The sequence below is a fragment of the Streptomyces sp. NPDC002004 genome, from assembly GCF_053593975.1.
The window spans coordinates 655,163-672,046 of sequence record NZ_JBSFDP010000001.1 but is presented as its reverse complement, the minus strand read 5'-3'; the positions used below and the strand labels follow the sequence as shown (position 1 = coordinate 672,046).

Genomic DNA, 16,884 nt, shown 5'->3' with positions numbered 1-16,884 from the left:
GTGAAGCAGGCATGCTCGGTCGTGATGGGCTTTCCGAACCCCGATAGTCCTTGCGCCAATGCACTCGCCCGACTCGGCGTAAAGGCGGAACACCGAAAGCGCGCGTGCGAATTGCGGCATCATAACCCTTAGCATCTCGGTGTCGGACCCGACCGACGCGTAGCGCCCCCTGGCGAGCGAATCGTCAAGGGGCGCTGCGTAATTCAAGGCACCGCACAGACGCCTGGACGGCTCCGTAAATGCTTCGAGGGTTGACTGTGGAGCCTGTGTTGCGTGTGGTGCGGGGTCAGATGCTGGGGTCGGTGAGGTAGAGGCCGCAGGCGCAGGCGAGGGCGTCTTCGGGGGTGCCGGCGAAGCCGCTGGTGGGCAGGATGGCGTCCTGGTACTCATCGGTGCTCGCGAGGTAGACGGCGAAGCCCCAGGTACTGGCGGCTCCGCCGTAGCGCGGACGCATCTGTTCGCCGTCATTCAATCGAGGCGTTTGACAGCGAATCCAGTCGTTCAGGCTTCCTTGTCAGCGAACCGGGTCGCTCTTCGGCCCGATGCCTTTGATCCTGGTCGGAGTTCCGTCCGGGGCGAACGAGTGGTGGAAGGTGAAGGCGTGCGGCGCGGAGCCGTGGTCGTGGAGGTGTTCCAGCCTGGAAACCCCGTCCTGCCAGGTGGGTATCACGCCGTCGGAGACCCACCAGCACACGTAATTCGGGTGTCCTGTCCTCTCGAACCAGTCGTAACGCCTGTTCAGCGTCTCACGGTGCAGACCGGTGTAGACGGCGTCGAAGGCGGGGCTCAGGTCGGTCCAGAGTGAGAGGGTCGTGGCCAGGGCGGTGGCTTCCACCGTTCGGCCCTTGCCGTACCAGGTCGGTACGGCGAACTCTCCCCATGCACCCCAGTCCGCCTCGAAGAGCATGCCCCGGTCACCGCCCGCCGCTTCAGCACGCGCGAGGTATCCGGGGTGCTGACTGATCTTCCGGTAGACGGCTTCACCAATGTCGTAGAACTCGTTCGTGAGAGGTGCGGGATCGGCGAGAGGTGACTTCAGGACGCCGAATGTGTACAGAGCAAGATGGGGCATGCGTCTCTCCCTGGTTGGGGGTGCCTGGTGTGGACCCGGTTCGGCGGCTTACGCACGGGGGCGAGGATTCGTGGGGCGTGACCAACTCATCCCGTCGCGGGTGGCTCAGCCTGAAGGAACTCCTGTGCGACCGTGGGCGATCGCCGAAGACCAGGTGAAGGTAGCTGCCTCTGCGGCCCATGTCGAAGTTGCGTTTTCCCTGTCCAAGTGGCCTCTTGCACCGGTCATTGCGGGGGCTGGGGCGGTGGCGGGCGGGGCAGGCGAGTGCCGCCGAGCGTGTGCGGTTGAAGAAGACGGCCTACGGCCACAAGACCGAGCACCGGCTGCGGGTGCGTGCACAGGTGGTGCTGCACGCCTCGCGTGGACGCTCCAACGAATGCATCGCCCGGGAGACGGGGCTGCATTTGGACACCGTGCCCCGCTGGCGTGGCCGGTTCGCCCAGGCGGGCCTGCCCGGGCTCAAAGACCGTCAACGCTGCGGCCGTCCCGCCTCGTTCACACCGCTGAAGGCCGCCGAGGGCAAGGCGCTGGCCTGCCGGCCGCCTGCCGAGAGTGAAGTACCGCGGCCGGAGGAAGCCGTGGCGATGTACGTGGACGACGTCACGCTGCCTCCCGAGGATGCGGAAGACCAGTGGTGCGACCTGCTGTTCCACACCGCGCAACCGGAGGTCGGAAAGAACTGGACCGACGACGGGCAGGTCCACGAAGAGCGCGGGTTGAAGGGGCGAGCCGAAGACGACACTCGAGCCGTGCCGGGTCCGTCTGCGCTGACGAGGATCCTGCGGGAGCACATCAAGGCGGAGGACCTTAAGCCCGGCGACCACCCCTTCCGGGGCGAGTTCGGAGGGATCCTCGCCGGGTCCGTCACCCGTCGGGCCTGGGGGACGGCTCGTAAGGCCGAGCTGGCCGAGCGGGAGTACGAGTCGCCCATGGGGCGACGGATCTACGACATCAGGCACACCCGCCTGACGAAGTGGATCAACGACGGCATCCCGCCGGCCCAGGTCGCCTACGGGGCGGGCCACAGCGTGCCGCCACTCCTGCTGGCGTTCTGCGCCGGCTGCATCGAGGGGCAGCTCCCGGACCTCAAGCGCCGATTGGAGGCGCAGGGGGACCTCCCGGAGCTACCCGAAGGGGAGTGACCGGCTCGGAGGTACGTCTCCGCGTATTCACCGCAGCCACCCGCAGAAACCCGGTGACACCCGGACAGCGCCGGACCCTCCCATGATCACCGGGGGAGCGGTCGGACGCTTACGCCTCCGCTACGCCCACCCGCTAGGGTCCCCGCCACCAGCAAAAAGGCCCTCCGGGCAGGAGGGCCGATCAGTCGAGCACACTGTGCGCCCCCGGCAGGACTCGAACCTGCGGCCAAGCGCTTAGAAGGCGCTTGGTGCGTCGCGTGGGGCACTCCCTCTGACCTGCACCGTTCCCCCACGCTGGCGCCCCGTCGGCCAGCCCTCGACAGGCATTCGACAGGGCCCGGGGTTCGCTACGGCCGAGGGTAGGCCTCGGGGTCAACTCCTGCCTCGGGCTTCCTGGAGAAGCTCACATAGACGGGGTACTCAGGATCGCCCACCTGCATGAGAGCGAAGAGATCCAGATCGTGGTTGGCGAACCGGTGCAGATACTGCAGGAACAGCTCCAGCTCCGCGTCAGACAGCCGTTCGTCGTGCCTCTCATTGCGCATGTGTGAACGATACGAGCCGGGATCGAGAGGTTGACGCGGAGCCGTCCTGCTAACGGCTGATGGGGATCTCGTAGACGATCTCGCAGTGAGCGGCGGCAACGACGATGTCCGCCGTCTCCACGGGGCGTCCCTGGTCGCTGTAGTACGTCCGCCGGATGTGCGTGACGAGTGCGGCCTTCTGGATGCCCAGGAGTGACGCCTCCTCAGCGGTCGCCTGCCGCGGCTCCGGGGGAGAAGCCCATGGCTCTGACCAGCTCGGACGCAGTGGGCTTCTGTCGTTGTTGGTTGGCGTCGGGTGACCTTGGACGGCCCAGGGACGTTCCAGAGGCCACGCCGGACCGCTGTTCCCGGGAGCACCGCCTTAGGAGTTCGATTCCGAGCGCGGCCCAGAGGTGTCAACGCGTGGTCGGATCGGATGTGCTGAGCCGCGCAAGGACGTCCACGTCCGGCACTGTTGATGTCACCCGTGGATGTCAGCCGAACTCAGCGCTTCTTGCGGATCTTGCGCTTCAGCCCATGACATACCGCTGCGTACCGTGGGTCCGCCGTCGGCCTGCCGTCAGTTTCGTGGGTTCATGGCGCTTGCTATCGCATCATCTAGGTCAAGTCGCTTTTCCCCCACGCTCGTCCATGCTGCCAAGCGCTTTTCCTGAGAGTCGAGGTCCTGGTTTAGATTCTTCGTGATCGCTTCGCATGCGTTGTTGATAAACCATGCTTTGTCGGCCACGTCCCTGTGCGGAAGGGAACGGACCAGGTTGTAGCCGTTATGGACCAACTGGTCGGCGCGCTTCAGATTTTCGAGGTCAAAGGGGTCAGCTCTAAGGCATCGGCGGAACTCGTCCAGCGAAGCCTGGAAGGCCGCGTAGTAAGGAAGCGTGGTCTGCATGCGAGCAGTAGCGGCCGCCATCTCTGCGCTGAACCGTGTTGCGGCGTCTGCCATCTCTGCGCTGGATCGTGTTGCGGCGGCTGCTATTTCTGCGCTGGACCTTGCTCCTCGCCCCGCTAGGATCCCACCGATGTAAGCACCCCCTAACGCGCCTGCACAGCCCACTCCTGCGACGATCAAAGCCAGTCCCTCGCCCATGGCAAACGGTCTAGCACGACGCGTAGGTCGGTGGAGCCTCAATGACCAAGTCAAGGGGCTGGCCTTGTCTAGAGCGCCAGTTTGGAAGATCGCGTACGCGGATGGGTGCTGGCCAGGCGAGACGCTGACCTGCTCGTTTCCTGTGCGGTCGCCGCGACTCCCCCGCTGTTCCCCGTGCAGTCCCCTCGCTTCGGGCACGCAAGGGGCGCGGTACCTCACTGCCGCACGGTGCGCCGGTTACGCCTCCGGCGCGTGCTGGCCGTGGCCGCCGCTCGCAATGATCGAATAAATCGGACCATATCGCAACGTCCGTGACATGTACCGCACTTGGTGTACTCGCTCACATTTGGTGATCGCGTACTCACAGAATTGGTATAGACAAGTGACCTGGATCACGTGCTATCACTGCTGGTACGCGGGAAGATCTTTCGCCCGTAGTCCCGCCGCGAGGCAGAAAGGGGGCGGCTTACCTGAACGCAAACTGGTGGGTAGACCTGTTCGTGGGATTCGGTTCCCAAGTGATCCACGACGTGTTCACGTGGCTGGTGCACACGATCCAGAGTCACTGATGGTCAGGCTCTGAGTCCCATGGGGTCCTCTGGCGCGGCGCAACGATCCCCCGCTTGGTGGACGAAGGGCGGTAGGGCAGTAGGGCGGTGCAGGTCGGGGAGCGAGCTGTTCTCCGGCCTCACTGTTGTCCGGGGTATCTCGGAGCGAACGTGGGCCCAGGGGGCTGTCCTCGCGCTCGGATGACCACGTTCTCCGGAGGCTGTGGGCCGCTGGGCGACGGTGTGCGGGATGGGAGCCCCCCCACATCCGCCACGACGGACCCGCGGTCGGCGATGGCGCCCCCTCCATCCCGGTGCTGGCCGATCCCCCGCCGGAGGCACTGTTCTGACCGCCGCATACGCGGTGTTCGACTCATGGCCACCGGCCCTATCCACCAGTGGGCGCGCGTCGGCGCAGCGCGCGCGGAGCGGGCCGGAGGCAGGAGCGTCGCGCGGAGCGGAGCCGGGAAGCGCGCCCGGCGGAGCGGAGCGCAGCCGGGTGCCTTGATGAAGTAGGGAAAGTCTTATCCCGCTGGGATGAGGTGCTTGCCGTCGTGGCTCCGCACGTGGAGGCCTGTGCTCTCCAAGGCATCCAGGACTCTGATCGCGAAGACCTCGGGCATGTGCTCGCTGACTTCCTCGGGCGCGGGCCAGGAGACAACTGTGGGCTCGCTTGAGGTGCGTTCGGTGCCGCCGGAGGGCTTGCAGAGGAAGACCAGGGCCGCGATGCCGTCAGTGTCGCCGTGCTCCTGGCGGCCTGCGCCCGATGCATCGAGGGCCAGCTGCCCGACCTGAAGAGGCGGCTTGAAGCTGCCGGTGATCTCCCCGAGCGGCCGCCCGCCGGCTGATCCCTCGGGCACAGAACTTCGACACGTATTCGACACGGCCACCCGTGAAAACCCGGTGGCAGCCGGACGGCGCCGGACACTCCCCATGATCGCAGGCAGGAGCGCCCAACGCTTACGCTTCCGCTACGCCCCACCCGCTAGGGTCCCCGCCACCAGCAAAAAGGCCCTCCGGGCAGGAGGGCCGATCAGTCGAGCACACTGTGCGCCCCCGGCAGGACTCGAACCTGCGGCCAAGCGCTTAGAAGGCGCCTGCTCTATCCACTGAGCTACGGGGGCCGGGTGGTGGCCGGTGGCCTGGAGCCCGATGCGGGGGCGGTCCGTGACCTCGCCGGGGACAAGGATAGGGCTCCCAGGTCCTTACCCCCGACGCTTCACCGTCGCGCCGCGATGTGGAGGTTCGGTGAAGCGGTCCTGATAATCGCAGGCAGGTGCGAATCCCGCATCGCTTTTGACGTCTCGCGCCCCGGGTGTTGTGCACTCGTTATGCCTGCGCCCCAGTCGTCCCTTCCGTCCCGTACGCCGATCGGCGCGCAGGGCCCGCATATGCTTCAGAAAGTCACCAAAATTGGGCATTCTTCGCATGTGGTGACCTTGGACGTACGGCCTCAGCTGCTCGACGCACTCTCCGCCCTGCGCGACCGTGTCGCCGCCGCACGCTTTCCGCTCCCCCTGCCGGGGGCGCCCCGCGCGCGTGCCAACCGGGACGAACTGCTCGCACAACTCGACGACTACTTGGTGCCCCGACTGAAGGCACCCGACGCGCCGCTGCTCGCCGTGGTCGGCGGTTCGACGGGGGCCGGCAAGTCGACCCTGGTCAACTCACTGGTCGGACGGCCGGTCAGCGAGGCCGGGGTGCTGCGGCCCACGACCCGCACTCCTGTGCTCGTCTGCCATTCGGATGACCATCACTGGTTCAGCGGCATGCGCGTACTGCCCGACCTCACGCGTGTCTGGGTGCCTCACCAGGACCCCTCGGTGACCACCGTGGGCGGCAGCATCGACGAGGGCCTCGTGGCCGGCGGCAGACGCGGCGACACGAAGGAGCGGCTGCTGCGGATCGAGACCGCCGACTCGCTGCCCCGGGGCCTCGCCCTCCTCGACGCCCCCGACATCGACTCCCTCGTCACCGAGAACCGCGTCCTCGCCGCCCAGCTGATCTGCGCCGCCGACGTCTGGATCATGGTCACCACCGCCGCCCGGTACGCGGACGCGGTGCCCTGGCATCTGCTGCGTACCGCCAAGGAGTACGACGCGACCCTGGTCACCGTTCTGGACCGGGTGCCCCACCAGATCGTCTCCGAGGTCTCCCGGCACTACGCCGCCCTGCTCACCAAGGCGGGCCTCGGTGAAGTCCCGCGCTTCACCGTGCCCGAGCTCCCCGAGTCGACCGGCGGCGGCGGGCTCCTGCCCGCCAGCGCCGTCGCGCCGCTGCGCGCCTGGCTCGTCCAGCGCGCCCAGGACCCCGCCGCCCGCTATCACGCCATCGGCCGTACCGCCGCCGGAGTCCTCGACTCCCTCCGGGCGCGCATGCCCGAACTCGCCGCCGCACTCGCCGCCCAGCACGCAGGGGCCGTACGTCTCACCACGGCCGTGGAGGAGGCGTACGAACGCGAGCACACGCGCGTGGCGGGACGGCTGAAGGCCGGGGCCGTGCTCTCGGGCGACGCCCTGAAGCGCTGGCGCAGCTATCCCCTCGACTGCGGGGCGGCCGAACTCCTCGACGCGCTCGTCGAGAGCCTGTCGTCCGTGCTGCTGTGCGCCGTCACGGCCGCCGACGAGTACATCGACGAACGCTGGCGCCGTGAGCCGGGCGGCAAGGCCCCCGGTCTCACGGGCCGGGACCCCGATCTGGAGAGCGCCGAGCACCGGATCGGACTGGCGGTACGGCGGTGGCGGCGCGTCCTCGAGGAGCACGCCGAGGAGGAGGTGCGCCACCTCGACAAGACCGTCGCGCCCGACCCCGAGGTCATCGCGGCACTCCTCGCCACCACGCTGCTGGCCGGGCGCCGGGCCCGTGCGGCGGGCGAGAATCTCGCCGAGCGCATCGGGGCCCAGGGAGCGCTCCGGCTGCGCGAACGGGGCGGGCAGTTGCTCGGCAGCTACGTCGAGAAGGTGCTGCACGCCGAGAAGGAACGGCGCCTTGCGCCCCTCGACGCCCTCGCCGTCCATTCCGAGCCCCAGGCCGAACTCATCGCCGCGCTGTCCGTACTGCAGAAGGAGAGGTGACCGCGGTGACTGCCATGACCGATCACCCGGATCACACCAACCCCTCGGACCACAACGGCCCCGGGCGGGAGGAGAGCCAGGAGGGCCGACAGGGGCCGGGCTCTCCCGAGCGGACCGGAGGTGCCGGGGCCGAGGACGGCGGCGGGAACGAAGGCGCCGACGACGAGGGCGTCGACGGCGGGGGAGCCGATGGCGGGGGACGCGCCGGTGCCGGTGACGCCGAAGGCGCAGATGACCACGGCCGCGCCGCCGAGCGGGCTTCGTACGACGGCTCCGATGCGCGGCGGGCTTCGTACGACGGCTCCGATGCGCGGCGGGCTTCGTACGACGGTTCCGAGCTGCCGCACGATGCCCGCGAGAGGGCGGCCCACGGCAGCACGCAGGAGATGGTGCGCGGCACGGGTCACCGGCCGTCCGCCGACGCCGACCGCGCCGAGCCGGACCGGGGCGACGCCCCGCCCACGACCCCCGAGGGCGCCACCGAGCACCCGCGGGCGAGCGAGGGGACTCCCCACGGGGCGCCCCATGCTCCCGCACCGGACCACGCCGCATCGCGCCCGTACACGAACGGCACGACGCGGCCGCGCGACGACGGACGTGGCAACGGACCTCAGGCGGCGCCGGCCGACCGTCCCCGCGGCACCGCAATCCATCGCGGCCAGGCGGCCGCGCCCCACGGCTCTTTCGCCGACTACTGGGACGACGGCCTGATCGCCCGTCGGATCTCCGAGGAGGACATGAACGACGCCCGCACCGGAACCATGGCGGGGGGCGTCCGGTTCACCGCGCCGGCCCCCACCCCGCCGGCTCCCACCACGGTCGTGTACGACGGCCCCCTGCGTACCCGCCTCGACGCCCTGCGCGAACTCGTCGGCCTCTCCCGCACCCGCCTCGACAGCGGCACGCTCGCCGAGGCCGGGCGGGTGCTCGACGAGGCCGCCGCGCGGCGCAGGCTCTCCGACCGGCACACCGTCATCGCGCTCGCGGGCGCCACGGGCAGCGGCAAGTCGACGCTGTTCAACGCGCTCGCCGGAGTGACCATCTCCGACACCGGCGTACGTCGCCCCACCACCTCGCAGCCGATCTCCTGCACCTGGACCGACGGCGCGTCCGGGCTGCTCGACCGGCTCGGCATCCCCGGACGGCTGCGCCGCAGACCGTTGCGGGACCCCGACGCGGAGGTACAGCTCGAGGGGCTCGTGCTGATCGACCTCCCCGACCACGACTCGGCATCGGTGGAGCACCGCGCCCAGGTGGACCGCGTGCTCGCGCTGGTGGACGCGGTGATCTGGGTCGTCGACCCCGAGAAGTACGCCGACGCGGCCCTCCACGAGCGCTATCTGCGGCCCATGGCGGGCCACGCGGAGGTCATGTTCGTCGTCCTCAACCAGGTGGACCGGCTGCCCGGCGACGCGGCCCACCAGGTCCTCGACGACCTGCGCCGCCTCCTGGACGAGGACGGCATCGCCCTGGGGGAGTACGGCGAATCCGGCATGACCGTGCTCCCGGTGTCCGCGATGACCGGCGAGGGCATGAGCGAACTGCGCGAGGTGCTGGATCAGTTCGTGACCGAGCGGAGCGCCGCCGTCCGCCGTATCGAAGCGGACCTGGACGCCGCCGCGGACCGGCTGCGGCCCCTCTACGCGGCCGGACGGCGGTCCGGGCTCACCGAGGACGCGCGCGAGCGGTTCTCCGACCGGCTCGCGGAAGCCGTCGGCGCGACCGCCGCCGGAGAGGCGGCCGAGCGCGCCTGGCGCAGGAACGCGAGCAAGGCCTGCGGCACGCCATGGCTGCGGCTGTGGCGGTGGTACCAGGACCAGCGCACGCCGGACGCCCTGCGCCCCGCCCCGCAGTCACCGGCCGAGGACGAGACCACCGCCCGCCAGCGCGTCGAGCAGGCGGTGCGGACCGTGGCCGAGCAGGCGGCGTCGGGGCTTCCCGCGGCCTGGGGCCAGGCCGTGCGTGAGGCTGCGGCCCGCGGCGCCAAGGGGCTGCCCGAGGCTCTGGACGAGATGGCCGTCAAGGCGGGGGTGCCCGCCGGGCGTCCGCCGCGCCCCGGCTGGTGGCCGCTCGCCGTGCTGGTCCAGGCGTTGATGACGATCGTCCAGATCGTCGGCGGGCTGTGGCTGGTGGGGCAGATCGTCGGTGTCAGCGCGCCCAACCTGGGCGTCCCCGTGCTGCTCATGCTGGCGGGCATCATCGGCGGGCCGTGCGTCGAGTGGCTGTGCAGGGTGGCGGCCCGCGGCCCTGCGCGAAGATACGGGCTCGAGGCCGAGCGCCGCCTGCACGAGGCGGCGGCCTCGTGCGGCAGGGCCCGGGTGCTGGATCCGGTGGCGGCCGAGCTGCTGCGGTATCGGGAGGTACGGGAGCAGTACGTACGGGTCGTGGGGACCCCGGCCGGTTCGTCGGCGAGGGCGTCGGCACCGGCGCGGGCGCGCTGATGAGCCCGTCGACGGGCGGGCAACACCCCGATCGAGTGGTGGAGTTGTCCACAACCGACCGGTAGTCCACGGGCCTCAGCGGGCTCGTCCCGGCGGATGCAGTCTGGCATCGCAGCGCCTCGCAGGGCCCCACAGCCCGGCGGAGCGCGGATGCAACGGATGCAGCCGTACGGGACGGGCCCGTCGGCGTATGGCCCGGGAGGGGATCGGGATGAACGAGACGATGGTGACGGTGGTCGGGAACGTGGCGACGCGGCCGGTGTTCCGCGAACTGCCGACGGGGTCGGTGGCGCGGTTCCGCCTCGCGGTGACCTCGCGGCACCGCGACCGGGCATCGGAGGCCTGGGTGGACGGGCACACCAACTTCTTCACGGTGTGGGCCTGGCGCGCACTCGGCACGAACGTCGCGGCCTCGGTGGGCGTGGGCGACCCGGTCATCGTGCAGGGGCGGTTGAAGGTGAAGACCGAGCAGCGGGAGGGGCAGCCCTGGATGTCGGCGGACATCGACGCGACGGCCGTCGGGCACGATCTGTCCCGCGGTACGTCGGCGTTCCGCCGCCCGGCCCGCTCGGAGACCGCGCAGGCGGAGCCCGGCTTCGCGGCGGAGTCCGGCTTCGGGACGGAGCCGAGGTTCGAGCAGGACCCGCCGGGCGTTCCGGAGACGGCGGGCGGCGGTGCCGTGGGCGTGGGTGCCGGTGCGGCGGCGGGGGCGTCCCCGCCGCGGCGGCGAGCGAGGAAGTCGGGGACACCGGAGCCGTCGGAAGCGGCCGAAGTCGCCGTGCCGGTATGACGGCAGCGCTCGTCGGCTGTCACTGACTGTGCGTCACCATGTCGCGAGTGCAACCGAACTGACATGACGTCACAGGGTCCGATCCGCGGCTTATCGACGAATGCGTGCAGTGGATTTGTCGATAAGCCCGGCCGCGGACTCATTTCCGCGATAACGATTGCGAGTCGGATCGGTTATCCGCTGGTATGACTGGGGATCCTGTTGCGCCGCACTTCTAGGATGCCGGTTCATAGCTCACGGGGCATCTGATTCTGCTGGTGGGACCCCAACCCCCCATGTCAACGGGGCCCGCCCGAAGGGGAATTCTGTGTTTTCTGCGTTCTCTGTCAAGGCGCGAGGTGCTGCCCGCCTCGCTGCCGCGACCGCGATATCCGGCCTCCTCGCCGCCGGGACCGTCGCCTTCGCGGGTGCGGCGGCCGCCGACGAAGCCCCCCAGCAGCGGGGCGGCGCGACCGCCACCCTGGGCGGGCTCAAGACCTACGGCGAGGCCGTCATACACGACCACGGCAAGGACCAGCGCGTGCCCGCCGGTCTGTTCGAGATGTCCGTGGACGACGGCGGCATGCTGCAGACCTACTGCATCGACATCCACAACCCGACGCAGAAGGACGCGAAGTACCAGGAGACCTCCTGGAGCGGCACGTCGCTGAACGGGAACGCCGACGCCGGCCGGATCCGCTGGATCCTGCAGAACTCCTACCCCCAGGTGAACGACCTCAACGCGCTGGCGAAGAAGGCCGGCGCCGCCGCCCTGACCGAGGAGGACGCGGCGGCCGGCACGCAGGTGGCGATCTGGCGCTACTCGGACGGTGCGCACGTGGACGCGCTCGACCCGAACGCCGAGAAGCTGGCCGACTACCTCCAGAAGCACGCGCAGAACCTGGCCGAGCCCAAGGCGTCGCTGACGCTGGAGCCGCCGGCGGTCTCCGGGCACCCCGGGGAGAAGATCGGCCCGGTCACCGTGCACACCGACGCGGACCAGGTGACGGTGGCACCGGGCCCCGACGCCATCGCGAGCCAGGTGAAGGTCGTCGACAAGAAGGGCAAGCTGGTCCAGTCCGCGGTCAACGGCAGTGAGCTCTTCTTCGACGTCCCCAAGGACGCGGCGGACGGTTCCGCGTCGCTGACGGTCCAGGCGTCGACGACCGTGCCGGTCGGCCGCGCCTTCGCCTCGGAGACCCGCAGCCAGACCCAGATCCTCGCGGGCTCCAGCGAGTCGACGGTGTCGGCGGTCGCGACGGCGAACTGGGCCGCCAAGGGTGCGATTCCCGCACTGTCCGCGCAGAAGAACTGCGCCAAGGGCGGCGTGGACATCACGGCGAGCAACTCGGGCGACCAGCCGTTCGCCTTCGAGCTCATGGGCGCCAAGCACACCATCGCCGCCGGGAAGTCGCAGACCGTGACGATCCCGCTGCAGGAGGACCAGGCCTTCGACTTCACGATCAAGGGACCGAACGGCTTCGAGAAGCGGTTCAAGGGCGTGCTCGACTGCAAGACCCAGGGCGGCGGCAGTGACAGCGGGCAGCCGTCGTCCGCGCCCAGCCCGGCCTCGGCCGGCGGGTCCACCGGTGGCACCGACCTCGCCGAGACCGGCAGCTCCAGCGCCACGCCGGTCATCGCGGGCATCGCGGTGGTGCTGGTCGTGGTCGGCGGCGCGGCCGTGTTCTTCCTGCGCAAGAAGAAGACCCCGACCGGGGAGTGACGACGGCGTCACGGAGTGGCCGCACGGTGACTCCATGACGGCGAAGGCCCCGGCCCGCCCATGGCGACCGGGGCCTTCGCCGTGCCCGTCGGCCGTGCACGCCGCCCCGCGGCAGGCACCCGCGGTCGCTCCGGACGGCCCCGCGCCGAGCCCGGCGGCCACCTCACGCTGTCGTGCGCCCTGTCCGGTGGCCGCTCCGTGTCTCCGCGGCGATGCCGGGCAGTCGCTCCGTGCCCCCCGTCGGCCTGCCCCGTGGCCGCCCCGCGCACCCCGGGCCGGGCGACTGCATCCCCTCGCCGCGCACCCCCGGCCCGGCGCCTGCGACCCCCGCCGCGCCCCCGCACGCACGTCACGTCAGGTTGTGACCCTCCGCACCCTGCCACCAGGCGGTTTCCGCCCCGCGACGGACGTACGGCAAGATGGGTGTGTCTGCCCTCACGCGGCGGAGTCGAATCTCGACACTGCAGGTTTCAAGCTGCCGGACGGTTTCTCTTGGCTGAGTACATCTACACCATGCGCAAGGCGCGCAAAGCGCACGGCGACAAGGTGATCCTCGACGACGTCACCCTGAGCTTCCTCCCCGGCGCGAAGATCGGTGTCGTCGGGCCGAACGGCGCCGGTAAGTCGACCGTCCTGCAGATCATGGCGGGACTGCAGCAGCCGTCGAACGGTGATGCGTTCCTGTCGCCCGGCTACAGCGTCGGCATCCTCCTGCAGGAGCCCCCGCTGAACGAGGAGAAGACCGTCCTCGAGAACGTCGAGGAGGGCGTTGCCGAGATCAAGGGCAAGCTGGACCGGTTCAACGCGATCGCCGAGCAGATGGCGACCGAGTACACCGACGCCCTGATGGAGGAGATGGGCAAGCTCCAGGAGGACCTGGACCACGCCAACGCCTGGGACCTCGACGCCCAGCTCGAGCAGGCCATGGACGCCCTGGGCTGCCCGCCCGGCGACTGGCAGGTCACCAACCTGTCCGGTGGCGAGAAGCGCCGCGTCGCGCTCTGCAAGCTCCTCCTCGAGCAGCCCGACCTGCTGCTCCTCGACGAGCCCACCAACCACCTCGACGCCGAGTCCGTGAACTGGCTGGAGCAGCACCTGGCCAAGTACCCGGGCACCGTCGTGGCGATCACCCACGACCGGTACTTCCTGGACAACGTCGCCGAGTGGATCCTCGAGCTGGACCGCGGGCGCGCCTACCCGTACGAGGGCAACTACTCCACGTACCTGGAGACCAAGCAGACGCGTCTCAAGGTCGAGGGCCAGAAGGACGCCAAGCGGGCGAAGCGCCTCAAGGAAGAACTCGAGTGGGTGCGCTCCAACGCGAAGGGGCGCCAGGCCAAGTCCAAGGCGCGTCTGGCCCGCTACGAGGAGATGGCCGCCGAGGCGGAGAAGATGCGGAAGCTGGACTTCGAGGAGATCCAGATCCCGCCGGGCCCGCGCCTGGGCAACGTCGTGGTCGAGGTCGACGCCCTCAACAAGGCGTTCGGCGAGAAGGTCCTCGTCGACGGCCTGTCCTTCACCCTGCCGCGCAACGGCATCGTCGGCGTCATCGGCCCGAACGGCGCGGGCAAGACCACGCTGTTCAAGATGATCCAGGGCCTGGAGGAGCCGGACTCCGGCGACATCAAGGTCGGCGAGACCGTCAAGATCTCCTACGTCGACCAGAGCCGCGCCAACATCGACCCCAAGAAGACGCTCTGGGAGGTCGTGTCGGACGGACTGGACTACATCAACGTCGGCCAGGTCGAGATGCCGTCGCGGGCCTATGTGTCGGCGTTCGGCTTCAAGGGCCCGGACCAGCAGAAGCCCGCGGGCGTGCTGTCCGGCGGTGAGCGCAACCGCCTGAACCTCGCGCTCACCCTCAAGCAGGGCGGCAACCTGCTGCTCCTCGACGAGCCGACCAACGACCTCGACGTCGAGACCCTGTCGTCGCTGGAGAACGCGCTGCTGGACTTCCCGGGCTGCGCCGTGGTCGTCTCCCACGACCGCTGGTTCCTGGACCGCGTGGCGACGCACATCCTCGCGTACGAGGGCGAATCCAAGTGGTTCTGGTTCGAGGGCAACTTCGAGTCCTACGAGAAGAACAAGATCGAGCGGCTCGGTGCGGACGCCGCGCGTCCGCACCGCGCCACCTACAAGAAGCTGACCCGGGGCTGATCTTGGCTCGGTACAGCTACCAGTGCCCCCTGCGCTGGTCGGACATGGACGCCTTCGGGCACGTCAACAACGTCGTCTTCCTGCGCTATCTGGAAGAGGCGCGGATCGACTTCATGTTCCGGCTGGCGCCGGGGGACGGGTCGCCGGCCTTCTCCGGCGGGTCCGTCGTGGCCCGCCACGAGATCGACTACGTGCGGCCGTTGGTCCACCGGCACGCGCCGGTGGTCGTCGAGTTGTGGGTCAGCAGGATCGGCGCAGCCTCGCTGACGGTCGCGTACGAGATCAAGGACGGCGAGGGTTCCGACCAGGTCTATGTGCGCGCGTCGACGATCGTCGTCCCGTACGACTTCGAGCAGCAGCGGCCGCGGCGGATCAGCGCCGAGGAGAAGACCCGCCTCCTGGAGTACCTCCACCGGGCGGACGGCAAGGAAGAGAAGACGGAGGCGCTCGTCGCATGACGGCGTCCGGTCTGCCCAGGCAGACGCTGCACTTCGCCGACACCGGGGAGGCGGCGGACCTCGCCGCCTTCCTGGCCCGGCTGATCCACTACGACCGGGCGGCCGCGGTGCGCCTCCAGGTCGCCGGGACGGCGCTCGCCGCCTTCGGGCGTCCGCCGTCCTTCGAGGTCCTCGCGATCCGCACGGCCCGCCTCGCCAAACCGTACGAGAACGGGCTCGAGGCCACCCTCGACATCACCGTCTCCGCCGGTGACCTGCTGGAATCCATCGACGAGACCGCGGGCACGGCCGTCGTGCCCGACGCCGTCACGGGACCGCCGTGGGCCGGGGTGCTGCCCCCGCGCGGCGGCTGGCGCCCGGAAGCCGGACTCCCGTCGCCGGATGCGGTGCGGACGGCCGTGACGACGGCGGTCGCCGAGTTCCGCGCACGCACCGAGGCGCTGGCACCCGAGGCGCGCACCCGCGCCGAACTGGACCGCATCGGGCGCGAGATCTGGTCACGGCCCGTCGGGAGTACCGACCTGCCGGTGCGCGCCGTGCACGCCGCCCAGTCCCTGGGCTTTCTGCGTTCCGCACCCGGCGGGGCCGAGGCCGGGCCGGGCATCGCCCTGCTGTCCGCCGGGACGTGGCTCCGGCTGCGTACGCCCTACGGCGCGATCGCCGTGCGCCGGGCCGGCGCCGGAACCCTCAGCGTCACTCCCGTCGCACCCGGCACACCGGTCACTCCCGCACCGTAACCAGGCACGGCTGCCGCGCCGGCGCCCGAGCGGCCGCACGGCACAGTGAGGTCCGGGGACGGGGCCGTCACCGGGGCGAGCTGCGCCTCACGACGGTTCCCGTGCCGCCTCCGGAGCACCCGCACCGGAGGCGTCGTCCGGCCAGACGCCGATGTGGTCCGGCTCCAGCTCCAGCAGGACGCGGTCGTGCATGCCCAGGGCCTCCGTGTAGTCGACGGGGAGCTGGAGGCGGCCCGCGCGGTCCAGCATGGCGTACTCGCGGGCCACCAGGGACTCCTGGCCGGTGGCCGCGTCGACCTCGGTACGGCGCAGCACCTCCGTCGACGTACGTCCGTCGCGGATGGCGACCGTGCGGCGGACCTCGCTCGCGACGGCCTGGTCATGGGTGACGATCACGATCGTGGTGCCGAGCTGCTCGTTCGCGGTGCGGAAGGCGGCGAAGATCTGCTCGGCGGTGTGCGAGTCGAGCTCGCCCGTGGGTTCGTCGGCGAGCAGCACCGAAGGGCCGTTGGCAAGGGCGACGGCGATCGCGACGCGCTGCTGCTGGCCGCCGGACATCTGGTGCGGGCGCCGGTCCCGGCAGTCGGCGACCTCCAGCAACCGCAGCAGCTCCAGGGCGCGGTCGGCCCGCGCGCGCCGACCGCGTCCCCGGCCGGCGCCGCCGCTCAACTGCATCGGAAGGGCGACGTTCTGAGCGGCCGTGAGATACGGCAGGAGATTGCGGGAGGTCTGCTGCCAGACGAAGCCGACGACCTCGCGCCGGTAGGCGAGGCGTGCCTTCGCGCCCATCGTCACCAGATCCCGGCCCGCCACCTTCGCCGCGCCGGCGGTGGGCTCGTCCAGGCCGGCGAGGATGTTCATCAGCGTGGACTTGCCGCTTCCGGACGCGCCGACCAGGGCCATCAACTCCCCCTCGCGAACGAGGAGATCGAGGCCCTGGAGCGCCTGCACCTCCACGCCGTCCGTCGAGAAGACACGGACCAGGCGGTCGCAGGTGATCAGCGCGTCGTGCCCGTAGGCGGGCCGCTCGCGCCGGGCCGTGGCCCGCCGCTCCAGCTCCGCGAGCGTCGGTTCGACGGGGGTCATGGGTGCCTCCCTGGTGATGCCCCGACCGGGTGGTGGACCGGCCGGGCG

At 70.2% G+C, this 16,884-nt stretch carries 14 protein-coding genes, 1 tRNA gene and 1 pseudogene; 8 read left to right on the top strand and 8 right to left on the bottom strand.

The features are described from left to right. Positions 1–286: 286 nt before the first annotated feature. Positions 287–454, bottom strand: a complete 168-nt coding sequence (locus tag ACWCP6_RS02870; RefSeq protein WP_450930506.1) for a hypothetical protein — start codon at positions 452–454, stop codon at positions 287–289. A 60-nt stretch (positions 455–514) separates the two neighbouring features. Beyond that, entirely contained in the window at positions 515–1,072 is a 558-nt protein-coding gene (locus ACWCP6_RS02865) for a DUF3291 domain-containing protein (protein WP_450930505.1), read from the bottom strand. Between the two features lie 284 nt (positions 1,073–1,356). Here ACWCP6_RS02865 and ACWCP6_RS02860 point away from each other — a divergent pair, with 284 nt between their 5' ends. Then, positions 1,357–2,214, top strand: a complete 858-nt coding sequence (locus ACWCP6_RS02860) for a helix-turn-helix domain-containing protein (protein WP_450930504.1) — start codon at positions 1,357–1,359, stop codon at positions 2,212–2,214. Between the two features lie 347 nt (positions 2,215–2,561). On the opposite strand, the gene ACWCP6_RS02855 is transcribed toward ACWCP6_RS02860, so the two are convergent. The 5 genes and pseudogenes from ACWCP6_RS02855 to ACWCP6_RS02835 form a co-directional block, all read right to left on the bottom strand. Continuing rightward, positions 2,562–2,759, bottom strand: a complete 198-nt coding sequence (locus ACWCP6_RS02855; RefSeq protein ID WP_450930503.1) for a hypothetical protein — start codon at positions 2,757–2,759, stop codon at positions 2,562–2,564. A gap of 49 nt (positions 2,760–2,808) precedes the next feature. Continuing rightward, positions 2,809–2,988, bottom strand: a pseudogene (locus ACWCP6_RS02850) (UTRA domain-containing protein); the annotation flags it as partial. Positions 2,989–3,318: 330 nt separating this feature from the next. Then, positions 3,319–3,645: a hypothetical protein gene (locus ACWCP6_RS02845; protein WP_450930502.1), complete on the bottom strand. Its 327-nt coding sequence runs from the start codon at positions 3,643–3,645 to the stop codon at positions 3,319–3,321. A 1,270-nt stretch (positions 3,646–4,915) separates the two neighbouring features. Continuing rightward, positions 4,916–5,251 carry a hypothetical protein gene (locus ACWCP6_RS02840; RefSeq protein ID WP_450930501.1) on the bottom strand — a complete coding sequence of 112 codons (336 nt, stop codon included), beginning with the start codon at positions 5,249–5,251 and terminating at the stop codon, positions 4,916–4,918. A gap of 191 nt (positions 5,252–5,442) precedes the next feature. Then, positions 5,443–5,515: transfer RNA gene (locus ACWCP6_RS02835), tRNA-Arg, on the bottom strand. A gap of 306 nt (positions 5,516–5,821) precedes the next feature. Between ACWCP6_RS02835 and ACWCP6_RS02830 the strand changes: the two genes are divergently transcribed. From ACWCP6_RS02830 to ACWCP6_RS02800, 7 genes are all read left to right on the top strand, one after another. Beyond that, positions 5,822–7,465 carry a dynamin family protein gene (locus ACWCP6_RS02830; protein WP_450930500.1) on the top strand — a complete coding sequence of 548 codons (1,644 nt, stop codon included), beginning with the start codon at positions 5,822–5,824 and terminating at the stop codon, positions 7,463–7,465. A 14-nt stretch (positions 7,466–7,479) separates the two neighbouring features. Beyond that, positions 7,480–9,906 (top strand): GTP-binding protein, encoded by a 2,427-nt coding sequence (locus ACWCP6_RS02825; RefSeq protein ID WP_450930565.1) that lies wholly within the window; start codon positions 7,480–7,482, stop codon positions 9,904–9,906. A gap of 211 nt (positions 9,907–10,117) precedes the next feature. Further along, positions 10,118–10,696: a single-stranded DNA-binding protein gene (locus ACWCP6_RS02820; RefSeq protein ID WP_450930499.1), complete on the top strand. Its 579-nt coding sequence runs from the start codon at positions 10,118–10,120 to the stop codon at positions 10,694–10,696. A gap of 307 nt (positions 10,697–11,003) precedes the next feature. Beyond that, positions 11,004–12,398, top strand: a complete 1,395-nt coding sequence (locus ACWCP6_RS02815; RefSeq protein ID WP_450930498.1) for an LAETG motif-containing sortase-dependent surface protein — start codon at positions 11,004–11,006, stop codon at positions 12,396–12,398. A gap of 492 nt (positions 12,399–12,890) precedes the next feature. Next, the gene (ettA, locus tag ACWCP6_RS02810; RefSeq protein ID WP_450930497.1) at positions 12,891–14,555 is read left to right on the top strand and encodes an energy-dependent translational throttle protein EttA; all 1,665 of its coding nucleotides are present in this window, start codon (positions 12,891–12,893) and stop codon (positions 14,553–14,555) included. Positions 14,556–14,557: 2 nt separating this feature from the next. Next, positions 14,558–15,013, top strand: coding sequence for an acyl-CoA thioesterase (locus tag ACWCP6_RS02805; RefSeq protein WP_450930496.1), 456 nt, complete (start codon positions 14,558–14,560; stop codon positions 15,011–15,013). Continuing rightward, the gene (locus ACWCP6_RS02800) at positions 15,010–15,750 is read left to right on the top strand and encodes a hypothetical protein (protein ID WP_450930495.1); all 741 of its coding nucleotides are present in this window, start codon (positions 15,010–15,012) and stop codon (positions 15,748–15,750) included. Before ACWCP6_RS02805 ends, ACWCP6_RS02800 begins: the two co-directional genes overlap by 4 nt. 87 nt (positions 15,751–15,837) lie before the next feature. On the opposite strand, the gene ACWCP6_RS02795 is transcribed toward ACWCP6_RS02800, so the two are convergent. Next, the gene (locus tag ACWCP6_RS02795; RefSeq protein ID WP_450930494.1) at positions 15,838–16,836 is read right to left on the bottom strand and encodes an ABC transporter ATP-binding protein; all 999 of its coding nucleotides are present in this window, start codon (positions 16,834–16,836) and stop codon (positions 15,838–15,840) included. Between the last annotated feature and the right edge of the window lie 48 nt (positions 16,837–16,884).

What these genes read in the sequence shown, in the direction of transcription:
- ACWCP6_RS02870 (WP_450930506.1), bottom strand. Translation starts at nt 454, where the DNA reads ATGCGTCCGCGCTACGGCGGAGCCGCCAGTACCTGGGGCTTCGCCGTC.
- ACWCP6_RS02865 (WP_450930505.1), bottom strand. Translation starts at nt 1,072, where the DNA reads ATGCCCCATCTTGCTCTGTACACATTCGGCGTCCTGAAGTCACCTCTC.
- ACWCP6_RS02855 (WP_450930503.1), bottom strand. Translation starts at nt 2,759, where the DNA reads ATGCGCAATGAGAGGCACGACGAACGGCTGTCTGACGCGGAGCTGGAG.
- ACWCP6_RS02845 (WP_450930502.1), bottom strand. Translation starts at nt 3,645, where the DNA reads ATGCAGACCACGCTTCCTTACTACGCGGCCTTCCAGGCTTCGCTGGAC.
- ACWCP6_RS02825 (WP_450930565.1), top strand. Translation starts at nt 7,480, where the DNA reads ATGACCGATCACCCGGATCACACCAACCCCTCGGACCACAACGGCCCC.
- ACWCP6_RS02820 (WP_450930499.1), top strand. Translation starts at nt 10,118, where the DNA reads ATGAACGAGACGATGGTGACGGTGGTCGGGAACGTGGCGACGCGGCCG.
- ACWCP6_RS02800 (WP_450930495.1), top strand. Translation starts at nt 15,010, where the DNA reads ATGACGGCGTCCGGTCTGCCCAGGCAGACGCTGCACTTCGCCGACACC.
- ACWCP6_RS02795 (WP_450930494.1), bottom strand. Translation starts at nt 16,836, where the DNA reads ATGACCCCCGTCGAACCGACGCTCGCGGAGCTGGAGCGGCGGGCCACG.